This window comes from Hymenobacter sp. R533113, assembly GCF_056835965.1.
The window spans coordinates 70,754-95,738 of sequence record NZ_JAKWBD010000009.1 but is presented as its reverse complement, the minus strand read 5'-3'; the positions used below and the strand labels follow the sequence as shown (position 1 = coordinate 95,738).

Genomic DNA, 24,985 nt, shown 5'->3' with positions numbered 1-24,985 from the left:
AGGAGGATTAGCGGGGGAGCGTATTCAGGTCTTCATTCTTGAGCACCCGCCAGTTCTCCATCAGGAAGCCGTGGGGATTGTTCTCCGAGCGGGTCACGTCACGCAGGGTACACTCAGAAAGGAAATTGCGGTTGGTTACCGAGGTGGCCCGAATGACCCGCTGCCGCCCGTAGCACCGTGCCACCATCGGGCGCGAGTTCGTCACCACCACGCTGTCCACGGTCATTTCCAGGCTGATATTAGCCGCAATCAGGTCATTGTAGAATCCCTTCTCCTTGAAGTTCTCATACTGCCGCTTGGCCGAGTTATCGGCCAGGTACAGCGCCTTATTGACATTGCTACCAATGGCTTTCTGGTCGGGGTCGAGCGTAAAAAACAGCTCGTGAAAGCGCGTGACGTGGCTGCGCGCCTCCACGGGCCGGTTGGCCCGCGCATCCTGCGCCCCGGCCGTGAGCAGCTGCCCGCCTTCCAGCACGTAGATGCGGTTGGCCGCGGCGTTGGTCGTCTGGAAAGCGAAGTAGGCGATAGTGCCGGCCAGCAACAGCACGGCCACGATGAAAAGCAGCGCCAGCGTTTTGACCTGCTGAAAAGCCGAATCGATGGTTTTGAGGGAAGCGAACATAGTCAATGGGAATAATGGGAAAGCCCGTGTAGAGGTTAGCCCCGCAGGCGGTTGACGAAGCTGCTCGCCCGCTCACGCACCGCCGTGCCCGCCCGGTGACCCGCCGATTCACTGCGCGTCATGTTGCCGGAGCCCGTGCCACCGGCCAGCGCCTGGCCGGCTCCCACGGCCGCCCCTAGCCCCGCCGCGGCCCCCGATACGCCAGCTGCACCCGCGCGACCGGTCGCCCCAGCTGCCGCGCCGGCGGTAGCTGCTCCGCCACTCATGGCCGACTGCATGGCCCGGGCGGCCATGCCAGCCCCGGAAGCGGCAATCATCATATCGGTGATGAATGGGATAATCAGGTAGCCCGTAATGGCAATGCACAGAAAGACGAGGTAGCCGAAGTCGGCCGAGTCCACGCCCTGGTTGGAGGTCAGGCGCGTGATGTCGCCCTGCAGCATCATGATTTGAAACTGCCCCATGATGGCCCCGAAGATGTTGGCCACCGGCACCCACAGGCTAATAGTGATGAACTGACCGAGCCACTTGGGGATGGAGTTGCCAAAGCCCGGAAAGATGGCCAGCCCGAAGGTTAGCGGCCCGAGCACCGAGAGCACAATCAGCAGAAAGGTGGCCAGCACGTTGATGAGCAGCCGGGCCGCGACGTGGAACAGCTCCAGCGTGTTCTTCATCCACTCCCGGAAGTTCTGGTTCACGTCGTACTTGAGCTTATCGAACGTGAGCGACATCTGCTGGCCCATGTTCATCATGCCCAGCTCGTCGAGCCGCTTTTCATAAGCCTCGTCAGTGGCGAAGTACTTGTTTTCGGGCCGGGCGGCCAGCAGCGCTTTTTTCTGGTCCTGCAGGGCCGTAATCTGCGTAGTCTGGTCCACCCGCACCGAATCCGTGCTCGACGCCAGCGCCCCGGTGATGCCGCGCAGGCCGCCGAGCAGTTGCGGAAACAGCAGGATGGCCAGCCCAATCAGAAACGGGCGCAGCAGCGGGTACAGGTCAATGGGCTCGGCGCGGGCAATATGGCCCCACACCCGGGAGCTGATGAAAATGAGGGCTCCAATACCCCCCACGGCCCGGCCCAGGGTTACGAACTGCGCCACCAGGGGCAGCATAGAATCATAGAGCCGGCTGAGCATCTGCTCCATCTGGAGCATTTGCGCGGTGATGGAATTCATTTCCATATTCGGGTAGGTTGGGGGCTAAGTGATGGAAAGTCGAAGCGGGCGCTATTGCCGGGCTCCCACGAGGGTGAGGACGGAGGCCCGGTCCTGAATGGCCTGCTGCTGCGAGAGGGCCACGGCCCGGCATTTATTGGTGTAGTAGGTCATCAGATATTGCTGCTGCTGCATCTTGTCGCCAATCTTGTTGATGAACTTGATGCGTTGCGGGTCGGTCATTTCGGCCCGGTTGGTGGTCATGATGGTGGCCAGCTCGCCAATCAGGGCCACGTTTTCCTGCAGCAGCATCTGGTACACCTGCGCCGCTTCGGTTACCTGATTCGGGGAGAGGCCGCGCCCGCGCAGGTCGGCCACGCCCGAGCTGAACTGCGAAATCATCAAGGCCTGCGCGGCGTAGATTTCCCGCACCCGGCGGTAGTTGCGGACCCCGGCACTAATCTGTAGAAGGCTGCTGTACCACTGCGCGTGCAGGGCCTGCGTCTGGTCCACGATGCCCTTAATTTTGCCACTCACCACTTTCATGTCGCCGGCCAGGGCCTTGCCCCGGCCCAGCAGCGTGGTCGAAACGCCCTGGTGCACAATCTGCTTGCGCGAGCTGGATTCGGCGATGGGCGCGGATATGACGGCCGGAGCCTGGGCAAAGCCCGGCTGCGTGCTCAGCCCCAGGCCAAGCAGCAGCATTGTGGTGAATGCTTTCATCGGGAGAGGTAGCGTTAGTGCGCGCCCATGAGGGAGAGCAGGGTTTGGTGGTCCTGTTCGGCCTGCTGGGCCGTTTTCAGCACCATCATGTTGCGCCGGGTGAAGTAGTTGACCAGGCCCAGCTGGTCGGTGATTTTGGCGTCCAGCGTATCGATGAATTCCATCCGTTCCGCGTCGGTCATCTTGAGCATGGACGGGCTGGTGATGGTGGCCAGGTCGGACACGGTGTTGGCTCCTTCGGCCAGCATCTTCGTGTAGATGGATACCATTTCCGTCAGCTGGGCCGGCGTGATGTAGCGCGAGGTGCGCAGCACGTTGATGGCCGAGGAGTAGGTCGAGATGATTTGGGTTTGCTTGGCGTAGATGGCCCGCACCCGACGGTAGTCGCGCACCGCGCCGCTCACCTTCATCAGGCCGTCGTACCAGGCCTTGTGCTGCTCCATGTTTTTGAGGGAGAAAGTCTTGGTCAATTCCTGCTCTTTCACGCCCAGCGCCACCAGCTTGTTGGCCGCGGCCTCCAATCCCTTCATGGTGTTTTGCAGGCCGGTTTGCACGCCGCTCTGCACTTCCAGCACCGGGGCCGTCACCACCAGCTGGGCTGATGCTTTCGAGGCGCTAAGGCCGAGCAGTGCCAGGCAGAGGATTCCAATCTTCGTTATCATGGGGAGGACGAACAGGTGAAAGAGGCTGGATTACAGCGTCCGCGTGTAGGGATGCTCCAGGTACATCATGTGGCGCTCGGCCGCGAACCGGACGTTGCCAATCCCAGCCTCCACACTCATCAGCGTGGGCAGCGCTTGCGTCGCTGTGACGCCGGGCTCCTGGGTAAGTGGCAGGAGCATTTTCATAACTTCCTCGCATTGCGGGGTAAAGCCATTCCAGGCGGCCACGTCTTCGGGTTTCACGCGCTTCATGCCCCGCGAGCGAACCACGGCGCGCAGCACGTAGCGGTAGCGCTTCCAGACGTTGGCCACCACCGGGTGCTCCTTCACAGCCGGGTTCAAGTCACTGGCCTCCCAGGTGTTCACCGCCTGCGCGTAGGCCCGGACGGCGGCGATATCGGCCTTTTCGGCTTTGGGAGTCGCCGCCATGCTATCGGCGAAGGCCGTAGCGGCCACAGCTACCGACGAGGCGGACGCGGCTGGAGCAGCTACCTCAGCAGTAGCTTTAGTATTCGTTGCCGTAGTAGTCGTATCGGAGCTGCAGCCCGCCAGCAAAGCGGCTAGCCCGAGTATCGAAAGCATGGTGTTCTTCATGATTTTTCCCTTTGGTTCAGTTCAAGTCCCCTACCCTTCGCGCAACTCGTTGGCGAAAAGCTTAATGGCCATGGGCATGTCGCCGGTCTGCTGGTACTTCTCGAAGAGCCGCACTTTCTCCGTTTCTTCGGTGGTGTAGGTCACGTATTCTTCCTTCGACACCTCAATGGCGTACACCTTCGACACGACCCCGCCCAGGCTGATAAATACCTCTGTGTAGCGGCCCCGCGAGGCCTTGTTGTCGCGGTTGATGCTCAGCACCAAATCCTTTTCCTTGGGCGTGAGCGAGAGCAGCGCCTGAATTTCATCGAAGCGGTTGATGAACTTGCGCTGGTCGAGCAGAATCTTGCAGTCCGAGTTGTTGATGATGGCATCCTTGACAATCTCGTTGCCGATGATGTCGTCGATTTCCTGCGTGACGACGATGGCCTCGCCGAAGAACTTTCGCACCGTCTTAAAGAGATACTTGATGTAGGCGGCCATGCCCGGCGTGGTCAGGGCCTTCCAGGCTTCCTCAATCAGTATCATCTTGCGCACCCCTTTCAGCTTGCGCATCTTGGAGATGAAGGTTTCCATGATGATGAGCGTGACTACCGGAAACAGGATGGGATGGTCCTTGATGTTATCCAGCTCGAATACGATGAAGGGGGCCTGCACCAGGTCCAGCTCCTTTTCGGAGTTCAGCAGGTAGTCGTACTCCCCACCCCGGTAGTAGGGCTTGAGCACGTAGATGAAGTTGTCGATGTCAAAGTCCTTCTCCCGGACCTTTTCCTCTTCCAGAATCTTGCGGTACGGCCCTTTAACAAACTCGTAGAACGTGTTGAAGCTCGGCTTGATAAGCGGGTTGGCTTCGAGCATCACGTAATACAAACTCACGGCCGTGGAGAGCGACACGTACTCCGACTGGCTTACGCTTTCGTCGTCCTTTTTCCAGAGCGCCTGCAGCAGGGTTTTGATGGATTCCTTTTTTTCGACGTCCAGCTTACCGGAAATCAGAAAGGGGTTGAAGGCAATCGGGTCGTCCTCCTCGTAGGTGAAATACACCCCGCCCACCAGCTCACAAAGGCCTTTGTAGGAGTTGCCGGTGTCTACCAGCAGGACGTGCGCGCCCTGCTCATAGTATTGGCGCACCATGTGGTTGGTGAAAAACGACTTGCCCGAACCCGAGGGGCCGAGCACGAACTTGTTGCGGTTGAAGATGATTTGTTTCTTCATCGGCTCATCCGAAATGTCAACCAGCACGGGCTTGCCGGTGAGGCGGTCGGAGAGCTTAATGCCCTTGGTGGCCCCGGTGCTGCGGTAATTGGTTTCGCTGGTCCAGAAGCAGACCGCCTGCTCGATGAAGGTGTAGAAGGTTTCTTCGCTGGGAAAGTCGCCGGCATTGCCTGGAATGCCGCCCCAGTACAGGGCGGCGATGTCCACGGTGTTCTGCCGCGGCTTGCAGTTCATGGCATTAAAGGCCGCGTTCACCAGCTTGCGTACTTCGGTCAGCTCCTCCTCGTGCCGGCCCCAGGTGAGCACGTTGCAATGCACCCGCACCGGCCGCCGCTTGTGGGCAATCAGCTCGTTGAGAAAAGCATTGTAGTACTCGAAATTGATGGCATTCTGCCGCGAGTAGAGCGAGAGGGAGTTGAGCCGGTCCTTTTTCTGCTCGAAGGTTTTGACCGTCTTGGTGGTTTCATCCAGAAACACGTACTGGTTCAGGATGTGATTGGCCCCCAGCAGCAACCCCAGCGGGGCGGCAAACGAAATGGGGAAGTCCGAGTATTCAGTGCTGTATTGCTCGTAGCGAATATCGGTTTCCACCGAGGTGGGCAAATCATCGAGGTTGGCCACCGAAAACATCTGGCAGAACTCCGCCCCTACTTTCAGTCCTTCGGTCAGGTCCAGGTCAACTTGCAGGGCCTGGTCGGACAGGTCCAGCGCCAGGTACTTTTCCAGTAGCCCGGCTTTTTCCGCCGTGCCGGCCAGCTCATCGGAGGTGAGCCGGTGCGAGCGGATGTAGGGTGCGTTGGTCGGCCCCACTCCTTCCAGGGTGCGCACAAACTGGCCCACGGTGTCGAAAAAGCTCTCCAACACCTTGGTGTCGAGCATCTCCTTGGGCACGATGTTGCGCCGGGCCAGCAGCCCCGACGTGCTGCCCCAGTTGGGCCGCTCCGACGAGGTTTTGGTGATGTAGAGGTAGCAGAAGTGATTCAGAAACGGCCGCTCATTGAAGTGCCGCTCGTAAGCCGAGGAGAGCAGCGTGCGCTCGGCCTCAAAGCCGGGGGCGTACTTATCCTCCACGTACCAGTCCTGCTTGTGCACCACGCAGTGGTCGGGCAGCAGCCGCACGGCCTTCACGAAGGCGGCCTGCAGTTGGGCATAATCCTCCCGCGATAGGGTGAAGATTTCGGGCAAATCCAGCCGGAAGGCGACCGTCACGTCCGCATTCTTCGAGATGAGACAATCCTTTTCCACCTTGTAGATGGGCTGCTTGGATTCCAGAGAAACGGAGGGCAGAACCTTATTGCTCATAAGCGGGAAAGCACCCAAGCCGGCCGCTAGGCGCGGCCGGCCGGGTCCTCGTTGAGGCGTTGGAATAAGCGGCTGTGCCGGTTGGTGATGTACTTGGGCGACGAGCGCCGGGCGGCGGCCTTCATCAGTCCGTGCTCACCATAGCGGCGGTTCAGGGCGAACACCCCGGCCCACATGCCACCCCCGGCCAGGAAGGTGACCAGCACGGTGAGCAGCAGCGGCACGCCCAGCAGGTAGCAGGTTACGAACAGGGCGAACACCAGCCCGATGCCAGCGGCCAGGAAGTAGATGTTGCTGCCCACCAGGCCCTTGAATTCCGCGGGCTTGTTGATACCACGATTGAGGTCGTAGATGGGCATGACCGCGGCTTAGAGGAAGAAGGACCGCACCACCGTGGCCACGATAACCAGGAAAATCATCGAGCCAAACCACGACACGGCCGTTTTTTGGGTGTCCTGGTCACCGGCGTTCCACTTGCCGTAGACTTTGATGGCCCCTACAAGGCCCAGTACCGCGCCGATGGCGTACATGAGCTTGGTGAGCGGGTCGAAGTAGCTGGTGACTTGGGTGGTAGCATCCTGAATGCCGGCCGTGCCGTTGCCGCCGCCGGTCTGGGCGTAGAGCAGTTGCGAGCTGAGGAGCAGGACCGCGAGGGCGAGCGAGGTAACGAAGGATTTCTTATTCATGGCAATGGGAAATGGAATCTGAGAGTTGGGAGAGGAGCACCGGGCTACTCGTCGTCGGGGCCGAAGAGGTCATCCAGCTCGGCGTGGTTGAGGGCCATCTGCTGGGCCATCTGCTCGGCCAGGGTAGTGCCGGCCAGCTCGACTGGCAGGGCGGGCTGCTGGCCCGTTTGCAGCAGGGTCAGGTATTCCGCAACGGAGGCCGCGGCCACCAGCGTAGGTTGATTAACCGGGGCGATGTCCAGCCGCGAAGCCACCGGCTCATCAAAGGCGGCCAACGGTTCGTAACCGTCGACCAGCAGAGCTTGCTGCACGGTCTCAGGCTCAAGGGCCCCAGCGGATGCTGCGTCCGCAGCCAATGAATCAGCGGGTTGATTGTGGGCTTCGCGCCGGACCAGGGCAGCCAGGTGCTCATCGGCCTGGTCGGCCTCCTCGATGCGGTTTTCATCCTGCACCTGCGCCTCGTCACCCGCGCCGGCCGTTGCCTCCATCGGCACAGTATCACTGGTGCTTGCATCCTGGCCGGTCGCCGTGCCGGTGGAATCGGGCAGCGCCCCTCCCACCAGCGGCTCTGCCGCCGTGGGCAGGTTCTGGTCCGCGCCGGCTTCGGGGCGCTCCGGGTCGTCCACGGCATCGTCGCGGGCTTCGGTGGCCGCCGGTGTGGCCTTAACAAAGGCCGAAGTGGGGCGGACCAGCGGGGAGGTGCTACCGCACTACCGCCCGCGCCGGCGAGTTGGCCACTGACTCCTTTCCGGCCGGAGCTCAGCAGGGCCGTGAGTTCAGCCCGGTAGTATAGCAGGCCAACCACCAGGTAGTAGAGGATGACCAGAACCAGGGCGAAAAGGCCAAACTGGCTCCAGGAATAGGCACTGAGCATCGAGAGGCAATAGCGTGGCACCCCAGGCCGACCGGTCCGGGCGTGAACTTGCCAAACCGTGATTTGACGCTACAAACCTATCCGGGCTATAAACCGCTTGGGTAGAAAGTTGACGAATGGTTAGAATTCGATGCTGAGGTGCAGCCCCTACACACGAACGGCACGCGGCTCCGGCGGCTAAACCGGGCTGCGTGCCGTTGACATGGCCATCAAGGCGTGGGCTACCCCACCAAATGAATGCGGCTTTTCAGCTCATCTTTGGACGAACGGCTGACCGGCACGTACTCCTCGCCGAGCAATACGCCGCTCTCTTCGTAGGCCTGCACATGGTCCAGGTTCACGATGTAAGAGCGGTGGACTTTAAAAAAATGGTCGGGCAGCTTCTGCTCCAGCTCTTTCATGGTGGAGTCAAACACGAATTTCTCCCGCACCGTGTGCATCCGCACGTAATTCTGGAGGGCCTCGAAGTAAAGAATGTCGGCGAGCAGCACCTTGATGTGGCCCGAGCCCTTGCGCACAAACAGGTAGTCCGTGAACTTGGGGCACCGCTCGGCGGGTGCCGGCATTGGCGGTGTCGTAAATGGGGCCGGTGGGTCCGGCCTGGTAGGCATTGTAGAGGGCCAGTTCCACCTGCGCCCGCAGGGAGTCTTCCGTAAAGGGCTTGACCAAGTAGCCGTAGGGCTGGGCCAGCTTGACGCGGTTAAGGGTAGTGCAGTCCGAGCGGGCCGTAAGGAACACCACGGGGACGGCAAATTGCCGGCGCACCAGCAGGGCGGTGGCAATGCCGTCGCAGTCGCCGGCGATGTTGATGTCCATCAATACCAGCTCTACGCGCCGCCGGGCCAGCACGCGCAGGGCCTCTTCCCCGTTATCCACGGGCTCCAGGGCCTGATGCCCGAGGCGGGTCAGCATGCGGGCAATCTCATCGGCAATCAGGATTTCGTCTTCAACAATTAGGATGGTAGACATAGCAAAGGAAGTGAGTGGGAATTGGCAAGCTGGGTCATTAAGCGCGGGTGACTTCGATGCAGGTGCCGTGGGGGTGGTGCGGGGTGGCCGCAACGGTGGCTTTTAGCTGCTTGGCCAGCGAGTAAACCAGGTCGACGCCCAGGGATTCGGGCTTGCCCACGAGGCCGCAGTCGGGGAGCCCCACGCCGTTGTCGATGACCCGCAGCTGAAACCCGTACGGGCATTTCTTTTGGCACAGGGTGATTTGCAGGCATCCGCCGGCCTGCTGGGTAAAGGCATGCTTGTAGGCATTCGTGACCAGCTCATTGACCAGCAAGCCGAAGGCACTGGCGTCTTTGGCCTCCATCACCACGGCATCCAGCTCCGCCGTGAGCTCAATGGGGCATCGGGCGGAGTTCAGCGAGGTATGCAGGGACTGCAGCAGCTCCGTCAAATAGGTGTCCAGGCGGACCTGGGCGAGGTTATCGGCCTGGAACAGCAACTCATGCACCAGGCCCATGCTGCGGATTCGGGCCTGGCTGCCAGTGAGTACCTCCACTAGCGCCGGGTCGGCCGAGCGGCTGCTCTGCCAGGATAAGAGGCTGCTGACGAGTTGCAGGTTGTTTTTGACCCGGTGGTGGATTTCCTGCACCAGCACTTCCTTCTCCGCCATGGAAGCGCTGATTTCCCGGTGGGCGCGCGCCAGCAGGGCCCGGTTGCCCCGCAGCCGCCAGTAGAAGATGGCTCCCGCGACCAACCCCAGGGTCAGCAGCCACGCCACCCCGACCAAGGCGCGCTGGCGCTGCTGCTGCTCCCGCGCCAGGGCGGCGGCCGTGCGGGCCTGCTGGGTCAGCAGCCTGATTTCCTGCTCACGCACCTGCACCGCGACCTGCCCCTTTAGCTGTGCAAACGTCAGCGCATTTTGTTCCGCAACGCCTGGCTTACGCTCACTTGGTTTTCGCTCCCTGGTAGAACCGGCCAGGTATGCAGCTTTTTCGACTTGAGAAAGGGTTTTCTGGCCCGTCGTATCGCTGGTAGTCCGTTGGGACAGGAGAGCAACCACGAGCAGTCCTATTCCCAGGGCCATAGAGCACCGTTAAGTGGCAGGGCAGGTTTTGCCACCGGACAGGCATTGTCATCATTATCGGTTCGCCCTGGCCGGGCGTATCCGTGCTGGCGGAATTGCTGTTGGCTTCCAGAACGCGGGAAGTCGGGAGGTAGAGTGAGCATACTGCTTTGTGAAAGGAATGATGAAGCATCATTCTCGCAACGGGCGAATGCCCAAGCAGCAGGGACCAGACCAGCGGAGCCGAAGTGTTGGGTAGACCGGGTAGACCGGGTAAACGCAACCCCCTGGTCCGACTATTGCCAGTCGGGCCTAAGGGTTTTCACACTTCAATGAGCTAGATTTCTGCCCCTGCTTGCGAGGGCATGTGTCTAAAGTCGTAGGGCGGCAAGTATCCTGACTTGTGCCATTATCGTCAGCCTTCTCACCCTGGAGGGCAATGGCTATGCGTCGACGATAACTTGGTGCGGCACTTACAGTTGCGCGACAGTCCGTGATTCTCACACGGTTCTTTTTTAATCCCGGAATTACCCGGAAACCTCTCTACGGCAATCGAAAATTGCAAAGAACTTGTGCTGCGGATACGGGGTATGGGCTTCGCCGGTTACTCATTTTAGGCCCGGCCGGCTCGGCAACGAGCTTTTTGCGAGCATTGGCCGCCTGAAAATGCTGGCCACTAAAATGCAGAATGCCGGACCTTGTACATCACGTGCACAACGCCCGGCATCCGTCTAACAGCTTGAGCCGTTTGCTCCTCCCCCACCCTGCCCAGGCTTCCCACCGCGGTATATCCGGCTCCGATTTCTTCCCTGGCAAAGCCGTCCTGTGCGATGGTAGAAAAGCCCGTTATTTTTTTGGCGACATCATCTGGCGCAGCTGCCGCTGAAACGCTTTCTGAATCTGTCCCTCGTTCGCTGCTTTGAACTGGGCGAGGATGTTGTGAATAACATCGGTGGAGGATGCTCCCCCGCCCAGCAGTAAGCCCATCTGCTGGAAAAACTGCTGGTGGCTGGCCGTGATGCGTATCTGGAAGGATTTTTTCTCCGATGAATCCGCAAACAGGGCGGTCAGGTCCAGCTTATCCTTGCCGTCCCCCGTGGCGGCCGGCGTCGGCACTGCCTCGGCATCTTCCTCGTCCTCGTCATCCTCAGCGGGTAACTCCGCTGCTGGAGCAATCGGCGGTACCGGAGTCGCAACGGCCGGCGCTTTCTCTCCCTTTGGTTCTATCGGAGGAGCACTGGCCGCTGGCACTGGAGGAGTAGCTGGCTGGGAAGCTGGCTCCACCGCGGCGATGGGCGCGACCGTCACGGGCGGCTCCGGCTGCCCTGCTGGTACCGATGGCGCAGCATCGACGGGTATGGCTGCCGGCTCCAGGGCGGGAGCCGCCGGCGTGGGCGTTGTCTCCGGGGCCGGGGCGGCTCCGGGCAGTACGAAGGGTTGGCTGGTACCCATGTGGCTGATGGCCGCGACGGAGCCCGTCAGGCGGGCCAGCTCGGCCATTTGTTCTTCCGGGGTGAGTTTGGGTTTCTTGGTGGAGGCTTTGGCCATGACGAAGGAGGAAGCAGGCTAGGAGTTGGAGAGCAAATGAAACAGCGGCTGACGCAATGGTGCGGCTAAGCGCCAGGCGCTGACTCGACGGCCGGGGCGGTAAACGCAATGGTTTTACCCGATGGGGTGACGGACCCCTCCCCTATCACGAGGGTAAGAATTTCCAGGATGAGCTGGCCCAGGCCGAGCCGGTTGAGGTCGCGCTCGGGCAGCGGAAACATCGTGGAGCGGTTTTCCTTGTAGGTCATCAGCAACTCGACCCGGCTCTTGAGCAAGGGCAGCCCCTTCTCCTGAAAAAGCTCCTCCGTTTTATCATAAATCCCTTTTTTCTCGGACTTCACGAACTTGTTCCAGAAGGCATAGAAACCCAAGAGGTTGGAATCTTCATCGCGGGCCTGCACAAACTGGCCCAGGATGCCCATGTAAGACATGGTGGAGGCAATAGAGCCCTTGTCAGGCTCAATCGGCAGGAAGATGTAATCCACCAGCCGTAGCAGCTCAGGGAGGCCCACCACGTTCACTGTACCGGGCGTATCCACCAGAATGAAATCGTAGTCCTGCTCAAACAATCCTTCGATGGAGCTAACGGCCTTCTCCACGCTGGAAATGATAACCGGGTACGGCGGAATACCCTGCTTCAGCAATCGGGCCTGAAACGGCGCTTCCGATTGCAGCCGGTTCTGCTCTTCGAGGCGGTAGGCGTGCAGGGAGTTCTGGGGGTAGTCGCAGTCCACCATGGCCACCTTGTAGCCATAGTAGTAACACAGCGCCGAGGCCATGTGCGTGCCGATGGTCGACTTACCAGCGCCCCCTTCTGGGTGGCAAATGCGAGTACGTGGGGTTGATTCATGCGTGGGACCGGAAGTTTTATGACCGCTGATTTATGAGTTGCAAAGGGGCACTGTTGCAACACAACTAAGTTGTATTAAGACATTGCAATAAAGTTGCTTAACAACAAAATTGCAAAGATGTTATGTTGCAAAATTGCAAAACATCAAAGTGTTATTGCGCCATTGTTGTTTAGTTGCAGAGTGGCGAAGGTAATATGTTGCGTTGTTGCAAAGCAACATTAGGACAAAAATTACGGTTGGTAATTTGGGGTAAAGTGGCAAAGTTGCTTTGGTGAGTTGTTGCAAAGTGTCATTAATATGTAAGATTCAAGCAATAGTTTTGTTTGTGTTATAAAGTGGCAAAGTTGCAACGGTGCAGTGTGGCAATAATCAGGAGTATGCTACCAAGCTTAGCAGGGTTAATCCTTAATTATTAATGAGGTGTAAAGTTGCAAAGTGCTAAAGTTGCATTGTGGCAAAATTCGAAGTCTGTAGCTCTAGTTCTAGCACCGTTCATCTACTCCGTTCCTGTAGCTCGTTCGACGACCAGCAAGCCATGTCATTGTCCGGACAAACTTCGTTTACCCGATTTAATGACACAGCCAAGTTCGCAGGCTCACATGGCTTGGCTTGCTAGTTTAGCGTAGATAGTTTAGCGATTCAGAATCCTAGAGTATTTTTAGGAAGCCTGGATAGGCTAATACACCCACAATCACAATGGAGCCGGAGAAATCAGCTGAAAATGCCGCCGATGCTGCTCGCACTTTGCGCATCGACGTGCGGGTTAGTCCAGAGGAGAAAAAGGAATTGCAGGCTAAAGTAAAGGCCGCCGGCTATAAAAAAGTGTCGGCTTATTTGCGCGATGTTGGGCGAGGGGTTGAGCTCAAAGAAAGTATGCCGCCGGAGCTACGGCGACAGCTGGTAGGCATTGGAACCAACCTGAATCAGATAGCTCGTCTGGCCCAGGCGGGTAAATCATTTGGTAGCCATGAAGCGCAGTTGCTCCAGGCGCTGGCCATTATAAGGGGGTACTTGGTATGATTGCTAAAACCACCACGGGCAATGACTTTGAAGGTGCGCTTACCTACGGAGCGGGGCAGCGGCAGGGGAGGGAAAGGAGCCGGGCGAAGCCCCGCTTTTAGTCGTGGCAAATGTTATTCCCGGCAGTCCCAAAGAAATGGCGCAGGATATGAGCGCCGTGGCGGCCCAGAGCAAGAAGATTCAAAAGCCGGTGTGGCATACCGTGCTCTCGTGGAAGGCGGGGGAGGTGGTAAGTCAGGCACAGAAGGTCGCTGCCGCGCAGCGTTACTGCGAGTTGATTGGCGCACCCATTGACCGGCACCAAGTGGTCGTGTATGAGCACCGGGATAAGAAGCACGCCCACGTTCACATCTACCTGAATCGGGTGCCGATTGATGGAGGACCGGCCCTGCGGACGGACAATAACTTCTATCGGCAGCCGGCCATCACGCGGCAGATAAGCCAGGAACTAGGCATGGACCCCATTCCCGAACGACGGCGCAGCCTCCAGGCGCTGGACCCGACGAAGGAAACGGCGCGGGAGCAGGTGAGCCAGACGTTACAGCACTTACTCAGCCGACCCGATAGGGGAGGGGAGGAGTGGCTAACTTTGCAATTGCAAAAAAACTGATTGGAGTTCGCTATACGCACGATAAAGGCGGCGTTTTACGCGGGGTGAGCTTTGAAATGAATGGCGTGGCGGTGAGGGGGCAGGAAGTAGGTTATAAAGGGGCGCAACTGCGCGAGGCCCTAGCCGCGCCCGTGGTGCAGGTAGCGATAGTGCCGGAAGCGGATAGTGCGCCCGGTGTGGCCCAACCAACTGCGTTGCCAGTGCAAAGCAGACCGGAGCTGCCAAAGCGCCCCCGCCGGAAAGGACCTTTCCGGTAAGTTTTGGGCGGGTGAGTAGTTTCATTCGTGTGCCCAGCGTGCACCTCACCGCTGACTTTGAACCACTCGTCAAATAACTCCCGCCAGGCTTTGCCGGCGGGGGTAAGTTGCTTGATTCACCAAGTGTTTCAAGCGATGGAAGACGAGAAAGGACTACGGAAAATCATGGAGTTTATGCGCCTGTTTGCCATCGTGCTGATGGGCGTTAACATCTACTATTACTGCTTTAGCTACTTCAAAGCCATGGGCTGGACGCCGGCCGTTGTCGAGCACCTGCTGGATAGCTTTACCAGGAACACTTTTATGTTTAAGGCCAGTTGGGTGAGTAAGACGCTGGCCGTGGTCTTCCTGCTGCTCAGCTGCCTCGGTACGCGGGGACGGGCCAATGAAAAGCTCAAAGGGGCCTCGGTGGCGGGCTACGCCGCTATTGGGTTGGCGCTGATTTATGGGTCGGATATGGTGCGCGGGTTTTCGCTGGGGGCCGGGCTGACGACGGCGCTATATGCCGGGTTGCTGTCGGGGGGCTTTCTGCTGCTGCTGAGCGCCGGAGCCTGGCTGAGCCGGCTGTTCAACAACGACCTGATGAAGGACATTTTCAACAAGGACAACGAGAGCTTTCCGCAGGAGGAGCGGCTGATGGAAAACGAGTATTCGGTGAACCTGCGCACCGAGTACCAGCTGCGGGGCAAGCGGCACCACGGCTGGCTGAACGTGGTCAATCCCTTCCGGGCCACGATGGTGCTGGGTACGCCCGGCTCGGGCAAATCGTTTGCCATCATCAACGAGTTCATCCGGCAGCACCTGGCCAAGGGTTTCTGCATGTACATCTACGATTACAAGTTTGACGACCTGAGCCGCATCTGCTACAACACGCTGCTGCGCCACCAGGATAAGTTCGATAAGCCGGTGGGCTTCTACGTCATCAACTTCGATAACCCGCGCAAAAGCCACCGCTGCAACCCGCTGCTGCCCGAGCTGATGACGGACATCGTGGATGCCTACGAAAGCGCCTCCACCATCATGCTCAACCTCAACAAGAGCTGGATTCAGAAGCAGGGGGACTTTTTCGTGGAGTCGCCCATCAACTTCGTGGCGGCCATCATCTGGTTTCTGAAGCTGTTCGAGGAGGGCAAATACTGCACCTTCCCCCACGTCATCGAGTTTCTGAGCCGGGACTACGAGGAGATATTCCCGGTGCTGGCCTCTTACCCCGAGATTGAAAACCTGGTGAAGCCGTTCGTGTCGGCGTTCCAGAAGGATGCCATTGAGCAACTGGAAGGCCAGATTGCCAGCGCCCGGATTCCGCTGGGCCGGCTGGCCTCCCCGCAGCTTTACTGGGTGATGTCGGGCAATGACTTCACGCTCGATATCAACAGCAACGAGGAGCCCAAAGTATTGTGCGTGGGCAATAACCCCGACCGGCAGGCCATCTACGGGGCGGCGCTGGGCCTTTACAATGCCCGGCTGGTGAAGCTGGTGAACCAGAAGGGCAAGCGTAAATCCTCCATCATCATCGACGAGCTGCCCACCATTTACTTCAAGGGACTCGATAACCTCATTGCCACGGCCCGCAGCAACAAGGTGAGCACCTGCCTGGGATTCCAGGACTTCTCGCAGCTGGAGCGCGACTACGGGCAGAAAGAGGCCGAAGTCATCAAAAACACGGTGGGCAATGTATTCAGCGGCCAGGTGTCGGGCAACAGCGGCAAGTGGCTGAGCGAGCGGTTTGGCAAAATCCTGCAGCAGCGCCAGAGCCTGAGCATCAACATGCGCGAAACCAGCACCAGCCTTTCGACGCAAATGGATAGTATGATTCCAGCCAGCACCATTGCCAACCTCACGCAGGGCAATTTCGTGGGCGCGGTGGCCGACAACTTCGGCGAGGAAATCGCGCAGAAGGTGTTTCACGCCCGGATTCAGGTAGACTTAAAAGCAGTAGCCGCTGAGGCCAGCGCTTACCAGCCCATCCCCGACATCACCAGCTTTATCAACCCGGCCACGGGCAAGGACGAGGCCGAGGAGATGATTAAGGCCAACTTCAACCGCATCAAAACCGACGTGAAAGAGCTGTGCGCCCGGGAGCTGGTGCGCATCGGGCAGGACCCAACCTTGCGGCACCTCATCAAGGAGAAGGCAGAAAAGTAAGATTAAGACAGGCCGCCGACCCTACAGCACGGAGCCGGGATTTGCGCCCCGGCTTCGTGCCGTTCGTGTGTCGGAGCTGCACCTCATGGGCCATTTCGGGCCACTCGTCAACTTTCTCCCTAGGGCCTGTTGGGGACCGATAGGTTTGCAGCGTCGAATTCCGGGCTGACCAGGGCTTTAGGGCCAATAAAGGCAGCCTTTTTATTCACTAACCCACTCCTCCGATGGCAGAGCAAGATGAAGTGATGACCCCCACGCCGGCAATCTGGTACATGAGTTCGGTGCCCACGGCCAACGGTAATATTGGCAGCCAGGTGTTGCAGCGGGAACCTGCCGGGCACTCGCTGTACCAGATTCAGGTGAACCCGGCGAATCCTGACCAGGCGGCGCTGGTCCCAGCCCCTGGCGCAGATGGCCAGCTGCTGAATTCCTTTAATGACACCGTGCTGCCCGTATCCACTACGACCAAGTTGCCCGGCGCGGACGACCGGTTCTTTACCGTCGAAAAGCCTACGATGCTGGAAAAGGTGGGCGATAACTGGAAGATTACTGAGCTGGGCCGCGTGGGCTTCAGTGCCACCAAACTCACCCGGCAGATGCAGGTGTTCGGGGACAATTCGCCGCAGGCAGCCCAACCAGTGGAGTTAAACACGCGAGCCGGGGAACTGGCCGGCGAAGTGGCCCCGACCACGGGAGCCACCCGCGCCGAGGCCGAAGCGGAGCTTGAAGTAGTGGCCAATATCGCGCAGCAAGGCCCCGATGATAGCCGGGCAACGTACGCTGATGCCTTGCGGGATGAAGCCCGGGCGGAGCTAGGAGAAGGTGCCGCAGACCCTGAGCAGCGGAAGCAACCGCCGATAGGGGAGGGGCAAGGCAGCGAGCAGCCACCCGTTGCCCCAGCGCCAGCGCCTGATTCTGCCGTCGGCGGGAAGCCGGTGGGCGAGCTGCGCATTACCTGGCTGCAGAAGGGCGACGAAGTGGCCCCGCTGCTGGAAATGCGGGCCTACCTTGACCAGCTCAAAGAAGCCGGAGTGGCGGTGGGCGCCTTGCAGCTGGAACGCGACCCGGCGGGCAAGCTCAGCGGCGGCTTCGGGGTGAGCTACGACCCCGAGTCGCATAAGCTCGGCCAGCTGGAAGCCGCTCTGCAAGGCTTCCGGCAAGTAGGTAACGGGGTGGCCGTGGTGGAGAAACCCGAGCAGGCGGCGGCCCGGCGGCAGGAAGTGGGTTACGATGACGACTATGAGCCGCAGCGCAGCAAGCAGGTCCGGGAAGCCTTCGGCGTGAAGCAGTGGGATGCTCTGAGCGCCCAGCTCTCGGCAGTGCCCAAGCACGCCCTCACCGCCCCGGAGCAGGTGCAGCAGGCCGCCGCCGGGCAGCGGGTGCAGCAGCTGGCCCAGCAGCAGGGTAAGACCAGCGAGCAGGTTATCCGCGATGGCAAGAGCCTTTTTGACATTGACACCAGCGGCAATCCGGCTTCGGCGTTTCTGAAAAACTTCTACGCCCATTTGAACGGCGGCCCGAAGACCCGGCAGAATCTGGAAGTAGACTACGAGAAAACCCGCCAGGACTTGCAGGCCCGCCTGACCAGGCAGGCCGGTGCTGCCCAGCCGGAGCTGCTGCTAGAACAGCAGGGACCAGATGGAAGAGAGCCCAGCGTAGCCGCCAGCCCTACCGTGGGGGATGTCGCCAGCCGGTCCCTAACAACCCAGACGGCTCCGGCAGCCACGCTGTTTCAGGCTGGCGAGGTGCCGCAAAAGGTGCTGGCCTCCCTCGGCTTGAACCCGGAAGAACTAGCCAGCAGTGGTCAGCTGCAAAAGCTGCTCAGCGGCGAGAAAACCGACCTGCTGCCCATGCAGGTAGCGGGTAAGGAAGGCCAGGAACCCGTGAAATTCGAGGGTAAGATGGTGCTCCACCGCGAGGCCGACGGTACGGCCACCCTCAAAATGGAATTGCCCCAGGAAAAGCTGGTTATTCCCAATGAGATTGGCGGGCAGCCCTTCACCCCTGAGCAGCGCCAGCGGCTCGAAACCGAAGGCAACGCTGGCCTGATTAGGGGCCTCAAAGACGAGCAGGGGCGTGAATTCAACGGCTACGTGGCTGTTGATAAGACCATGAATAAGGTGGTCATCCTACCCGAAAACAAGGTGACGTTGCACGACACCGTGGCCGGCGTCAAGCTCACCTCCGAGCAAAGCCACGACCTGCGCGAAGGCAAGGTGGTCGCGCTGGCCAATATGGCCAGCGGCAACTGCGGAGAGAAGTTCGACGGCACCGTGCAGGTGAATGCCGCCAAGGCCTGCATCGAGGTGAAGCCGGCCGCCCACGAGCTGCGTCAGCGCCAGACCCTGCAATCGGAACAGACGGTGAAAGCAACTACCCAGACTGTCGCCCCGGCCCCGCCGGTGGCAGAAGCTCCCCAGGTGAAAGCCCGAGGACCGCGCCGCTAATCAGACCGATTGAATCCACTCTTTTTTCTGTCCACCCAAGCCCGGAAGCACTTTTCCGGGCTTCTTTTTTCTGCGCCCCACCCACCGAATTACACTTCGATAAATGGAACATGAACTCACATTCCAGAAAATTAAGGAGCAGGTTGAACTGCCTGAGCTGCTAAGCCACTTCGGCTACAACCTCAAAAAAGGCGAGCATCTGGGCAAGGGCAAATGGCACGTTTTCGAGGGTGATGATACCCTGGTTATTTTCAAAGGGCGGGGCGGCGACTGGATGTACTTCAACGCCCAGGATGACCGTGACAAGGGCACCGTCATCGACTGGATGAAGAACCGGGTTAACTCCGGCCGAATCGCCGGTATTGCCCAGCAGCCGGGCCGCAATCTGTGGCAGAGTGTCAACGACCACTTCCGCACCTACTTGAGCTTGCCGGAAGAGCAGCGGCCCCAGCTCGATTTGCCGCCAATCATCGAAACCGCACCCGGCGAGAAGTTCCACAGTATTTACACCCAGCATTGCCGGCCGCTCGAAAACACGGCTTATCTGGAAGGGCGGGGTATTACCAAAAGCACGATTGAGAACCCTCAGTTCACCGGTCGCATTCTCAACCAGTTTTACACGGTTCAGAAAGAGGGAATGCCGGCCAAAACCTTCGTCAATACGGCCTTCCCAGCTTACCACGAAGGGCGCGTGGTGGGGCTGGAGCTGAAAGGGGAAGGCTTCAAGGGCCAGGCTCCGGAAAGCCAGTTCACCCGCTCGCTGTGGCTGAGCAAGCTACCCAAGGGCCGGCCGGCGGCGGTGCTGGTAGTCAGCGAATCGGCCCTTGATACGCTGTCATATGCCCAGTTGCACCGCGGCGAAAGCGCCCTGTATGCCTCAACGGCCGGCACGCTCACGCAGAACAAGATTTTCGAGCTAAAGCGGCTGCTCCGCGAGGAATACATTCCGGGCATCCGGGCCGCCTTCGACAACGATACCCAGGGCCACCACTTCGATACGCGCCTGCTGGCCGGCCTGGCCAGCGACCAGAATTCCATGAAAGTAGTCCGCGAGCACGAGCACTTGCTGACCGTTGAAATTATTGCCGCTCATCCGGCCGGCGTGCAGACGCTGAGTCAGCAGCTCAAAATCTATAACGACCAAACCGCCCGGCAGTACGCCCAGGAATACGGCTCTCTAGCCTCGCCAGCCAGCAGCCAGACCCTGCGGGATGAGCTGATTCATTCCAACAAGCTGGGAGCCCACACCTACCAGTTTCACATTCCGATGAGCCGCGAAGCGCTGGGCGTATTCAATCGGGCGGCCAGCCAGGCGCTGGCTTTTGAGCACCGGATTGAGATTGTGAAGAGCCAGGGCAAGGACTGGAACCAGGACCTGAAACAAGACCAGCTGCAACGCGTGGTGCAGCGCGAGCTGGGCAGCATTGACGAGGACCAGTACGGCTTCGGCCAAGCGCACTGGGACAGCCCCACCGTCGAAGACACCAGCAAAATCACGCAGCAGCACGAAGCGCAGGCCCAAGCCCGCGCCAGTGGACAGCGGCTGCTTGTAGTCGAGTTGCGCGAAAGCCGCGATGCTGTGGCGCCGCTCCCTCCGTTGCGGGAGAATATCGAAAAAGTCGGGCTCACAATTGACCATGCCATCAAGCTGGAATCGACCGTGGCCCGGGAGATTACCACCGAGCTAACGCTTCGCTACCAGTTGGATTCGCCGCAGCTGCCCGCTATAAGTTCTGCACTGGATACGCTCGCCCAAAATCTACGGGCCACAGTTATTGAGCCCGTGCAGGATGCGCCGGAGCGCCGGCAGCTCGCCGCTGCGCAGCAGAAGCAGCGCCTGGCCGGTCCACAATTGGTGCCGAGCAATTCCCCGGCTCACGACCAGGCCCGCCAATCGTTTATTCAGGTGGCGGGGCAAGTGGTTAAAGAGTTGCGCGAGAGTGCCGCCGGCTTGGACGCGGCGCGATTGCAGGAAGTTAGCCGGCAACTTGTGAAGAAGCCTGCGCTGGCGGGCCTGAACAGGGAAAATGTGGAGAAGGTGTTGGCCGTGGTCGATAAGCTGGTTACCTTAAAAGATAGTGCCGCCGTGCAGCAGCTACGCCAGGCCGTGCAGATTCTCGGGGCTGCACCTGCTCAATCAATGGCCATGCAGCAGGCTGCGGGGGAGGCTTCCAAAAGAGGCCTGAAACGCTAATATATCAATCAGGAACGTGACGGTGGTTTAGCCACCGACAATTGGTAAGCCAATGATTTGCCGTGCTGGCCCAGCATAAAATCAAAAAACACGGTCAGGTCCTCTGCCACCCGGCTTTGCTCCAGGGCCTCGAAATAGGCCTGGCGGTCTTCGCGGAACACGATGGTCAGCGGCAGGCCGTAGTAGCGCTGCACGTAGTTCATGAGCAGCCGGGAGGTGCGCCCGTTGCCGTCGTTGAAGGGGTGAATGCTTACCAGCCGCTGGTGGGCCTCAAAAGCCAGCTCCAGCTGCTGGCGTAGTGTGGCCGCTACCAGCATCCGCTCACGCAACTCCCCGACCAGGGCGGCTACCAGGGCTGGTACCTTTTGCGCGTTGGGAAACGAGCTGGCCCCGACGATAAATACATTGTTGCGGCGCAGGTCACCCTGCGTGGGGTCCACGGTGCCCAGGGCCGTGTTGGTTACCCGGCCGGTGCTGCGCATGACGGCCCCTGCCAGCTCCCGCAGGAAGGCCGGCCCGGGCAGTTGCTGCGCATCGGCCCGCTCCAACGCCAGGTCGAGGGCGCGGGCGTGGTCGCCCAGCATATCGTAGCCCTCCAGCGGCTTGCCCGGCCCCAGGGTAGGCGCTTCGCCAAGTAGGAAATCGAAGGCTTCGAGCACCGTCACGCGGGAGCCCTCAATCATGGTCGAGTGGGCCGAAACCATTACCTGACTGAGCTGCTGACTGGTTTGCTGGCGCACTGGCGGGAGCTGTTGTACCTGCTTAGTCAGGCGCTCAATCTCGGCCCACGTCATGCAGCCTGCCGCAGGGTGGCTGCTCGGAGGGCCGCCACGTCCACCGTCGCCAGGGGTAGGGGAGTGGCCAGGCCCGCGCCGTGAATCAGGTCGCCGGCCCAGGCGGCCAAGTCGGCCGCGTAAATCATGCGCCGTCCGGCTTCGTCCTGGTACTCGGTTTTGCCGCGCATGAACGCTTCCAGGCCCGGCCGCAACGCCGCCGGCACCTCCACCAGCGCCTGGTCGGGATGGGTGGGGCTGAGCAGTGAGTTCAGGTAATCCCGCAGGGCCTGATAAGCGGCTTGGCTAGCTGTAGTCATGACTTGGACGGGATAAACAGGCGACTGAAACAGTAATCAAAAGTAGCGAATCCTGCCTTATTGCCTGTTGTTGGCGATGCTTTTACTAAGTAATCCACGTTGCGGACATTTGGGCAAACCCCTGCAGGTCGGGCAGTGCGGGGCTACGGCTGCGCCTGCGGTCCTGCGGACTAATCCCCTACCATCCCTCGTATGATTGTGCTGCCGTAAATTATCGGCGTTACCGGCAAGGAAGGCGGGGTCACCACCCATCCATAAGCACGCCGCCATTCGGCGGTGATGCTGGGCGACAGAGACTGTGCCCCGCCTTCTGTTTTTGCCCGAAGACTGGACAGTATAAAGGGAGCCCCGGCAGCGGCGGCATCCCGCATGAAACGAGGAAAGTTGCGGTGAAAACCTTGCGGGTGGCCTGTTTTCCACCTTTTATTCCCTTTTGTTATGCTTGCCACAGCCCCGGCCGCCCCGCCGCCCGTCTTGCTCAAGTATGTTGTCGGCATCGACATCGCCAAGGCCACGTTTGCCGCCTGCCTGGGCAGCATCGACGCCGCCCAGCGCCTGCGCCTGGGCAAAGTGGTCGAATTCCCCAACAACGCCGCCGGCTTCGAGGCCCTGCGCCGCTGGGTGGCCGCCGGCCAAGCCGAACCCGAGCGCCCGCTCTGGTTCGTGGTCGAGGCCACGGGCGTGTACTACGAAGAACTGGCCTACTACCTCAGCGCCCAGCAGCAGGCCTTGAGCGTGCTCTTGCCCAACAAGGTCAAGCACTTTGCCCGCAGCACGGAGCAGAAAAGCAAGACCGACGCGCTGGACGCGCGCCTGCTCTGCCGCCTGGGGCTGGAGCGCCAGCTGCCGGCCTGGCAGCCGCTCACCCCCGCCATGCGCCAGCTGCGTTCGCTCACCCGCGAGCGGGCCGCGTTGCGCACCCAGGCCGCTCAGGCCAAGAACCGGGCCCACGCCTACGCCCATAGCTACGAGCCCGACCCGCTGGCCCTGCAACGCTTGCAGCAGCGCCAGGCCCTGTTCGAAGCCCAAATGGCCGAGATTGACGCCCAAACCGCGGCCGTGGTGGACGCCACGCCCGCGCTGGCCCGCAAGCTGGCCCAGCTCACGAGCGTGCCGGGCATCGGCCTAACCACGGCCGTGACCATCGTGGCCGAAACCAGTGGCTTCGCCCTGGTTGAAAACGAGCGGCAATTGGCCAGCTATGCCGGCCTGGACGTGGTGCAGCGCCAGAGCGGCAACCTGGCCCGGCCCACGGCCATTTCCCGGCGCGGCAACGCCCGCCTGCGCACGGCCCTCTACCTGCCGGCCGTCAGCAGCCTGCGCTACAACGAACAGCAAAAAGCCTTTTATGCCCGGCTACGCGCCCGCTCCCCCAACGGCAAGGTCGGCGTGATTGCCGTCATGCGCAAACTGCTCCTGCTCAGCTACTCGCTCTGGAAAAACGACCAAGACTACAACCCCCACTATCACCCGGCGACGGTCCTGCCGCAAAAAGTAGCCCCGACCACCGGGGCCGAGGCTACACAGGATGCACCAAACGGCGCTCCTTTGACAGCCCAAATCTAACAAAAAATTGGCCCTCCGGCTTGTTTTTCATCACAGTATCTTTCGCGGACTCAAGAAAAGCACTTCTGCGCCTGGTTGGCCGCATCAGGATTGGAGGGGTAGGCCACTACTGGTTGATTACGGAAAGAGGAACAAAAGGGAAAAAATCAGAATCCGTGCCAAAACGCGCTTATACTTAATCAATAATTGAAGCTTTAATTTACATATTATTGAAACATTAATGACGGGTTTTGCGTTTAAATAGTATAAGCAGCAAGCACAAAACCAACTCGTTAAGCTATGAAAAACGCTCCCGCTTCCGCTCCCCGTGTCGATGTGTATGACATCATCACTAACCGCATCATTATGGCCCTAGAGAACGGCGTGACCCCGTGGAAGAAGCCGTGGAACGCGGCCCACGGCCGCGCCCCGCAATTACCGCAGCAAGCACGTTTATCAGGGCGTGAATGCCTTGTTGTTGGGGATGTTGGAGTACGAGCACCCTTACTTTCTGACATACAACCAAGCCAAGGAACTGGGCGGGCAGGTTCGCCGGGGCGAGAAGGGGATGCCGGTGGTTTTCTTCACCGTCACCAAGAAGGACGACGGCCAAGGCGAGGAGAAGAAAAAAGCCTTCCTGAAATACTCGACCGTTTTCAACGTGGCGCAGATTGAGGGAGTGGAATGGAAGTTTCCCGAACTGCCCAGCCGTGAGCACACCCCTCAGCAGGCCGCCGAGCAGGTGCTGGCCGGTTACGTGGGCGGCCCCCGTGTGCTGCACCGGGGTAGCGAAGCCGTTTACCGGACCAGTACCGATACGGTGACCATGCCCGAGGCCAGCGACTTTCACACGGCCGAAGACTATTACCATACCTTCTTCCATGAGCTAACGCACTCTACCGGCCACGCCAAACGGTTGGACCGTCCCACGCTGACCGAGCTGGCTGCCTTTGGCAGCGAAACCTACGCCAAGGAAGAACTGGTAGCCGAGTTAGGGGCCTCGTTCCTGAGCAATGCGGCGGGGTTGGATTTGGCCCTGACCGAACCCAGCAGCGCCAGCTATATCGCCAACTGGCTGCAAGCCCTGCGCAACGACAAACACCTGATTATATCCGCCGCCAGTCAGGGTCAGAAGGCCGCTAACCACATTCTAGGCATCGTGCCCAGCTACGAAGCGGATGCTACTAGCGCCGCCACCGAATCCCCGGAATAGCCAAAGGCTAACCGCCCGGCCGGAAAAGTCCGGTCAGGCGGTTAGCGGGGCGGGGAACAAAAGGAATTTGCAATTGCAAAACAACGACTGCAAAACAGACAAAAGGGAAAAAGCCAAATCCAGGGCCAAAGTGCTTAATATTTAATCAAAAATTGACTATTTATTTTAAATATAATTGAAACATTAAAGCGAAATTTTACGTTTAATAAGTATAAGCAA

24 protein-coding genes, 1 pseudogene and 1 riboswitch are annotated in these 24,985 nt (G+C 59.7%); of the genes and pseudogenes, 9 read left to right on the top strand and 16 right to left on the bottom strand.

Annotated elements, in window-relative coordinates:
• Positions 1–7: 7 nt before the first annotated feature.
• From traK to MKZ35_RS06845, 14 genes are all read right to left on the bottom strand, one after another.
• Positions 8–622: a conjugative transposon protein TraK gene (traK, locus tag MKZ35_RS06910; RefSeq protein ID WP_482512499.1), complete on the bottom strand. Its 615-nt coding sequence runs from the start codon at positions 620–622 to the stop codon at positions 8–10.
• A 35-nt stretch (positions 623–657) separates the two neighbouring features.
• A complete protein-coding gene (traJ, locus tag MKZ35_RS06905) occupies positions 658–1,794 on the bottom strand; it encodes a conjugative transposon protein TraJ (RefSeq protein ID WP_482512498.1) in 1,137 nt (378 codons plus the stop codon).
• 51 nt (positions 1,795–1,845) lie between these two features.
• Positions 1,846–2,496: a hypothetical protein gene (locus MKZ35_RS06900; protein WP_482512497.1), complete on the bottom strand. Its 651-nt coding sequence runs from the start codon at positions 2,494–2,496 to the stop codon at positions 1,846–1,848.
• 14 nt (positions 2,497–2,510) lie between these two features.
• On the bottom strand, positions 2,511–3,158 hold the full coding sequence (locus tag MKZ35_RS06895; RefSeq protein WP_482512496.1) for a hypothetical protein: 648 nt from the start codon (positions 3,156–3,158) through the stop codon (positions 2,511–2,513).
• Between the two features lie 30 nt (positions 3,159–3,188).
• Positions 3,189–3,752, bottom strand: coding sequence for a hypothetical protein (locus tag MKZ35_RS06890; RefSeq protein ID WP_482512495.1), 564 nt, complete (start codon positions 3,750–3,752; stop codon positions 3,189–3,191).
• Positions 3,753–3,782: 30 nt separating this feature from the next.
• Complete coding sequence (locus MKZ35_RS06885; protein ID WP_482512494.1) at positions 3,783–6,269, bottom strand: TraG family conjugative transposon ATPase; 2,487 nt, start codon at positions 6,267–6,269, stop codon at positions 3,783–3,785.
• A gap of 26 nt (positions 6,270–6,295) precedes the next feature.
• Positions 6,296–6,628, bottom strand: a complete 333-nt coding sequence (locus MKZ35_RS06880; protein ID WP_482512493.1) for a DUF4133 domain-containing protein — start codon at positions 6,626–6,628, stop codon at positions 6,296–6,298.
• Positions 6,629–6,637: 9 nt separating this feature from the next.
• A complete protein-coding gene (locus MKZ35_RS06875) occupies positions 6,638–6,955 on the bottom strand; it encodes a DUF4134 domain-containing protein (protein ID WP_482512492.1) in 318 nt (105 codons plus the stop codon).
• Between the two features lie 44 nt (positions 6,956–6,999).
• On the bottom strand, positions 7,000–7,515 hold the full coding sequence (locus MKZ35_RS06870; RefSeq protein WP_482512491.1) for a hypothetical protein: 516 nt from the start codon (positions 7,513–7,515) through the stop codon (positions 7,000–7,002).
• A 535-nt stretch (positions 7,516–8,050) separates the two neighbouring features.
• The gene (locus tag MKZ35_RS06865) at positions 8,051–8,269 is read right to left on the bottom strand and encodes a LytR/AlgR family response regulator transcription factor (RefSeq protein ID WP_482512490.1); all 219 of its coding nucleotides are present in this window, start codon (positions 8,267–8,269) and stop codon (positions 8,051–8,053) included.
• Entirely contained in the window at positions 8,238–8,798 is a 561-nt protein-coding gene (locus MKZ35_RS06860; protein WP_482512489.1) for a response regulator, read from the bottom strand. Before MKZ35_RS06860 ends, MKZ35_RS06865 begins: the two co-directional genes overlap by 32 nt.
• Positions 8,799–8,835: 37 nt before the next feature.
• Positions 8,836–9,864: a sensor histidine kinase gene (locus MKZ35_RS06855; RefSeq protein WP_482512488.1), complete on the bottom strand. Its 1,029-nt coding sequence runs from the start codon at positions 9,862–9,864 to the stop codon at positions 8,836–8,838.
• Positions 9,865–10,212: 348 nt separating this feature from the next.
• Positions 10,213–10,401, bottom strand: a riboswitch (cobalamin riboswitch).
• 288 nt (positions 10,402–10,689) lie between these two features.
• Positions 10,690–11,391: a hypothetical protein gene (locus tag MKZ35_RS06850; protein WP_482512487.1), complete on the bottom strand. Its 702-nt coding sequence runs from the start codon at positions 11,389–11,391 to the stop codon at positions 10,690–10,692.
• 65 nt (positions 11,392–11,456) lie between these two features.
• Positions 11,457–12,218: a ParA family protein gene (locus tag MKZ35_RS06845; protein WP_482512517.1), complete on the bottom strand. Its 762-nt coding sequence runs from the start codon at positions 12,216–12,218 to the stop codon at positions 11,457–11,459.
• A gap of 720 nt (positions 12,219–12,938) precedes the next feature.
• On the opposite strand from MKZ35_RS06845, the gene MKZ35_RS06840 reads away from it, so the two are divergent.
• From MKZ35_RS06840 to MKZ35_RS06815, 6 genes are all read left to right on the top strand, one after another.
• The gene (locus MKZ35_RS06840) at positions 12,939–13,262 is read left to right on the top strand and encodes a plasmid mobilization protein (protein WP_482512486.1); all 324 of its coding nucleotides are present in this window, start codon (positions 12,939–12,941) and stop codon (positions 13,260–13,262) included.
• Between the two features lie 103 nt (positions 13,263–13,365).
• Complete coding sequence (locus MKZ35_RS06835) at positions 13,366–13,872, top strand: relaxase/mobilization nuclease domain-containing protein (RefSeq protein ID WP_482512485.1); 507 nt, start codon at positions 13,366–13,368, stop codon at positions 13,870–13,872.
• Between the two features lie 44 nt (positions 13,873–13,916).
• Positions 13,917–14,129, top strand: a complete 213-nt coding sequence (locus MKZ35_RS06830; protein ID WP_482512484.1) for a hypothetical protein — start codon at positions 13,917–13,919, stop codon at positions 14,127–14,129.
• A gap of 135 nt (positions 14,130–14,264) precedes the next feature.
• Positions 14,265–16,274 (top strand): conjugal transfer protein MobC, encoded by a 2,010-nt coding sequence (gene mobC / locus MKZ35_RS06825; protein ID WP_482512483.1) that lies wholly within the window; start codon positions 14,265–14,267, stop codon positions 16,272–16,274.
• A 224-nt stretch (positions 16,275–16,498) separates the two neighbouring features.
• The gene (locus MKZ35_RS06820) at positions 16,499–18,721 is read left to right on the top strand and encodes a DUF3945 domain-containing protein (protein ID WP_482512482.1); all 2,223 of its coding nucleotides are present in this window, start codon (positions 16,499–16,501) and stop codon (positions 18,719–18,721) included.
• A 103-nt stretch (positions 18,722–18,824) separates the two neighbouring features.
• Complete coding sequence (locus MKZ35_RS06815; RefSeq protein WP_482512481.1) at positions 18,825–20,915, top strand: toprim domain-containing protein; 2,091 nt, start codon at positions 18,825–18,827, stop codon at positions 20,913–20,915.
• Between the two features lie 8 nt (positions 20,916–20,923).
• Here the strand turns inward: MKZ35_RS06815 and MKZ35_RS06810 are convergent, their stop codons facing one another.
• Positions 20,924–21,709, bottom strand: coding sequence for a Fic family protein (locus MKZ35_RS06810; RefSeq protein WP_482512480.1), 786 nt, complete (start codon positions 21,707–21,709; stop codon positions 20,924–20,926).
• Positions 21,706–22,008 carry a hypothetical protein gene (locus tag MKZ35_RS06805; protein ID WP_482512479.1) on the bottom strand — a complete coding sequence of 101 codons (303 nt, stop codon included), beginning with the start codon at positions 22,006–22,008 and terminating at the stop codon, positions 21,706–21,708. Before MKZ35_RS06805 ends, MKZ35_RS06810 begins: the two co-directional genes overlap by 4 nt.
• A gap of 438 nt (positions 22,009–22,446) precedes the next feature.
• On the opposite strand from MKZ35_RS06805, the gene MKZ35_RS06800 reads away from it, so the two are divergent.
• The 3 genes and pseudogenes from MKZ35_RS06800 to MKZ35_RS06790 all read left to right on the top strand — a co-directional run bounded on the left by MKZ35_RS06800 (position 22,447) and on the right by MKZ35_RS06790 (position 24,766).
• The gene (locus MKZ35_RS06800) at positions 22,447–23,574 is read left to right on the top strand and encodes an IS110 family transposase (protein WP_482512062.1); all 1,128 of its coding nucleotides are present in this window, start codon (positions 22,447–22,449) and stop codon (positions 23,572–23,574) included.
• Between the two features lie 279 nt (positions 23,575–23,853).
• A pseudogene (locus MKZ35_RS06795) lies at positions 23,854–24,151 on the top strand (ArdC-like ssDNA-binding domain-containing protein); the annotation flags it as partial.
• Positions 24,128–24,766, top strand: coding sequence for a zincin-like metallopeptidase domain-containing protein (locus MKZ35_RS06790; protein ID WP_482512516.1), 639 nt, complete (start codon positions 24,128–24,130; stop codon positions 24,764–24,766). The pseudogene MKZ35_RS06795 and the gene MKZ35_RS06790, both read left to right, overlap by 24 nt.
• Positions 24,767–24,985: the final 219 nt, after the last annotated feature.

Excerpts from the sequence above, each read along its gene's own strand:
- MKZ35_RS06855 (WP_482512488.1), bottom strand. The coding sequence starts at position 9,864 with ATGGCCCTGGGAATAGGACTGCTCGTGGTTGCTCTCCTGTCCCAACGG.
- MKZ35_RS06890 (WP_482512495.1), bottom strand. The coding sequence starts at position 3,752 with ATGAAGAACACCATGCTTTCGATACTCGGGCTAGCCGCTTTGCTGGCG.
- traK (WP_482512499.1), bottom strand. The coding sequence starts at position 622 with ATGTTCGCTTCCCTCAAAACCATCGATTCGGCTTTTCAGCAGGTCAAA.
- MKZ35_RS06850 (WP_482512487.1), bottom strand. The coding sequence starts at position 11,391 with ATGGCCAAAGCCTCCACCAAGAAACCCAAACTCACCCCGGAAGAACAA.
- MKZ35_RS06820 (WP_482512482.1), top strand. The coding sequence starts at position 16,499 with ATGGCAGAGCAAGATGAAGTGATGACCCCCACGCCGGCAATCTGGTAC.
- MKZ35_RS06800 (WP_482512062.1), top strand. The coding sequence starts at position 22,447 with ATGCTTGCCACAGCCCCGGCCGCCCCGCCGCCCGTCTTGCTCAAGTAT.
- traJ (WP_482512498.1), bottom strand. The coding sequence starts at position 1,794 with ATGAATTCCATCACCGCGCAAATGCTCCAGATGGAGCAGATGCTCAGC.
- MKZ35_RS06805 (WP_482512479.1), bottom strand. The coding sequence starts at position 22,008 with ATGACTACAGCTAGCCAAGCCGCTTATCAGGCCCTGCGGGATTACCTG.
- MKZ35_RS06810 (WP_482512480.1), bottom strand. The coding sequence starts at position 21,709 with ATGACGTGGGCCGAGATTGAGCGCCTGACTAAGCAGGTACAACAGCTC.
- MKZ35_RS06875 (WP_482512492.1), bottom strand. The coding sequence starts at position 6,955 with ATGAATAAGAAATCCTTCGTTACCTCGCTCGCCCTCGCGGTCCTGCTC.
- MKZ35_RS06860 (WP_482512489.1), bottom strand. The coding sequence starts at position 8,798 with ATGTCTACCATCCTAATTGTTGAAGACGAAATCCTGATTGCCGATGAG.
- MKZ35_RS06840 (WP_482512486.1), top strand. The coding sequence starts at position 12,939 with ATGGAGCCGGAGAAATCAGCTGAAAATGCCGCCGATGCTGCTCGCACT.
- MKZ35_RS06900 (WP_482512497.1), bottom strand. The coding sequence starts at position 2,496 with ATGAAAGCATTCACCACAATGCTGCTGCTTGGCCTGGGGCTGAGCACG.
- MKZ35_RS06880 (WP_482512493.1), bottom strand. The coding sequence starts at position 6,628 with ATGCCCATCTACGACCTCAATCGTGGTATCAACAAGCCCGCGGAATTC.
- MKZ35_RS06885 (WP_482512494.1), bottom strand. The coding sequence starts at position 6,269 with ATGAGCAATAAGGTTCTGCCCTCCGTTTCTCTGGAATCCAAGCAGCCC.
- MKZ35_RS06815 (WP_482512481.1), top strand. The coding sequence starts at position 18,825 with ATGGAACATGAACTCACATTCCAGAAAATTAAGGAGCAGGTTGAACTG.
- mobC (WP_482512483.1), top strand. The coding sequence starts at position 14,265 with ATGGAAGACGAGAAAGGACTACGGAAAATCATGGAGTTTATGCGCCTG.
- MKZ35_RS06895 (WP_482512496.1), bottom strand. The coding sequence starts at position 3,158 with ATGATAACGAAGATTGGAATCCTCTGCCTGGCACTGCTCGGCCTTAGC.
- MKZ35_RS06865 (WP_482512490.1), bottom strand. The coding sequence starts at position 8,269 with ATGCACACGGTGCGGGAGAAATTCGTGTTTGACTCCACCATGAAAGAG.